Here is a 2,439-nt window from a genome sequence, read left to right as displayed (position 1 = left end):
TCTATTATAGCGATAAGGAAACAGCTCAATAACAAGGCTAAAATTATGATACATAGTTGTTCTATATAAATAGTTTTTAACGTAGTTAGTGAGTTATTTAATACGCTAGAATGATCATGTTTTTAATAAAATTGGTATTACTGTTTAATTTTACTAATTACTTTTGATGTTGAGCACCCATCTAAAAATTCAAGCACTTCAACTTTTCCGCCATGACGAAGTACGTGCTCAGCACCCGCTATTTGCTCTACGGTGTAGTCGCCACCTTTAACTAAAATATCAGGGCTTATTTGCTCAATTAATTTAGCGGGAGTATCGTTTTCATCTAAGCTACCAAACGGAATAACCCAATCAACTGATGAAAGTGCGCTAAGTACCATCGCACGCTCATCTAGTGGGTTAATAGGACGTTCAGCCCCTTTTAAACGCGTAATAGATTCATCATTATTTAATCCAACAACGAGTCTATCGCCTCGTGCTTTAGCTTGCGCTAAATAACGTACATGCCCGGCGTGTAAAATATCAAAACAGCCATTAGTGAATACAATGGTTTCGCCGTTTTGTTTTGCAAATTCAATATGCTGAAGTACATCATCAAATGGTGTTTGGTAATGCTCACCCGTAGTATGTAAATACTGACCAAGCTTACGGCTTAGCTCTTCTGGCGAGACTGTTGCAGCCCCAAACTTACTCACAACGATACCTGCGGCTAAATTAGCAATTTCCACAGCATCTTTAGGTTCCATGCCCGCGCCAAGCATAACCGCGAGTGTAGCTATAACCGTATCACCGGCCCCGGTTACATCGCTTACTTCAAGCTCTTGCGCTGCAAAATCAAATTTTTCATCTACACTAATAAGCGACATTCCTTGCTCAGAACGCGTAAGCAACATAGCTTTAATGCCATTTTTGCTTATTAAATCACGCGCACTTGCGGCTAAAGCCTCTTCTGAATCGGTTTGACCACCCGCTAACTTAAACTCATGTAAGTTAGGTGTAATGTAATCAGCACCTTCATATAAATGTAAATCTGGCGATTTAGGGTCAATTAAAACGGTTTTTCCGGCGCCCTTAGCAAGGCTTACCATTTCTTTAATTAAACTTAAAGATCCTTTGCTGTAATCAGAAAACACAATAAAGTCGTATTCATCAAGTACCAACTCTAAGCGGTTTAATAAAAGCTGGCTGTGTTGCTCAGTAAACGTTTCTTCTAAATCAAGACGAACCAGTTGTTGATGGCGGCTAATAACACGCATTTTTGAAATAGTCGGTAAATCACATACACTCACTAATTGTGAGCTTATTTTTTCACCTTTTAGGATGGTCTCTAAAATCTGCCCGCTTTCGTCCTCACCAATTAAACCCAATAAGCCAACTTTTGCATCTAACCGCGCTATATTTTTTGCAACGTTAGCTGCGCCACCGGCTTTATCTTCAAATTTACTTACTTTAACAACCGGTACTGGCGCTTCTGGCGAAATGCGACCTGTATCACCATACCAATAGCGGTCTAGCATTACATCGCCAACAACTAATATTCGTGCCGCTGATAAGTTTTTTAATAACGATAAATCCATTACTGCTGCTCCGCAACAACCATATCCATGGCTTCACATAACCAGTGACCTATAAACATGTGAGCTTCTTGAATACGTGCTGTTTCGTCATTTTTTATAATAATAGGTAACTTAGCAATATCTTTTACTTTACCGCCATCACGTCCAGTTAATGCAACAGTAAAAGCGCCTAGTTTATTTGCAGCCTCTAATGCTAAATTAATATTATTACTAGTACCTGATGTGGTTAAACCAATAACTAAATCTTCTGGCTTGCATAGCGCTTGAACTTGGCGTTCAAACACCGTATCAAAGTGATAGTCGTTGCTGTGCGCTGTTAAAATTGAGGTATCAGTGGTCAATGCCATTGAAGCAAGCGGACCACGTTCTAATTTATAACGCACTACAAATTCTGCTGCTAAATGCTGTGCATCTGCTGCACTACCACCGTTACCAAACCAAACAATCTTGCCACCAGCTTGTAATGCACTATGGCATGCTTCTAACAATTGCATAGATTCTTGATGATAAGCCTCCATCGTTTCAAATAATGCCTGATGACGGTTTAATGTTTCAACGTAGCTAGTTGCCACTGAATCGATAATTGACATGAAAAAATTCCTCTTGGAACTGAAATGGCAGGAAAAATTAAATTCATTATTCCATAATTTTATTTAATTGTGTGTATTTTATCGGGTTATAACTGAACCCAAACCATATTTTATAACGAGTCTGTTTAGAAAACGGCTATTTCACGGTAAACTAACGCCACTTCCCTTTAAGAAAGATCAGTATGGCACGCATTTTTTACTCATTCGCATTAATTATTATTAGCCCACTGATTGTATTTTATCTCTATATTTTACGAGGTAAAAAAAACCAA

At 38.6% G+C, this 2,439-nt stretch carries 2 protein-coding genes; both read right to left on the bottom strand.

Annotation, left to right across the window (positions count from 1 at the left end):
- Positions 1 to 137: 137 nt before the first annotated feature.
- Positions 138 to 1,577 carry a bifunctional D-glycero-beta-D-manno-heptose-7-phosphate kinase/D-glycero-beta-D-manno-heptose 1-phosphate adenylyltransferase HldE gene (gene hldE, locus H5072_RS16960; RefSeq protein WP_182694205.1) on the bottom strand — a complete coding sequence of 480 codons (1,440 nt, stop codon included), beginning with the start codon at positions 1,575 to 1,577 and terminating at the stop codon, positions 138 to 140.
- A complete protein-coding gene (locus tag H5072_RS16955) occupies positions 1,577 to 2,167 on the bottom strand; it encodes an SIS domain-containing protein (protein WP_002961065.1) in 591 nt (196 codons plus the stop codon). The genes hldE and H5072_RS16955 overlap by 1 nt, the downstream gene beginning before the upstream one ends.
- Between the last annotated feature and the right edge of the window lie 272 nt (positions 2,168 to 2,439).

This window comes from Pseudoalteromonas sp. SR45-5 (assembly GCF_014163565.1).
Taxonomy (GTDB): domain Bacteria; phylum Pseudomonadota; class Gammaproteobacteria; order Enterobacterales; family Alteromonadaceae; genus Pseudoalteromonas; species Pseudoalteromonas distincta.
Note: the sequence above shows the minus strand (reverse complement) of the source record. Positions and strands in the feature narration are given on the sequence as shown.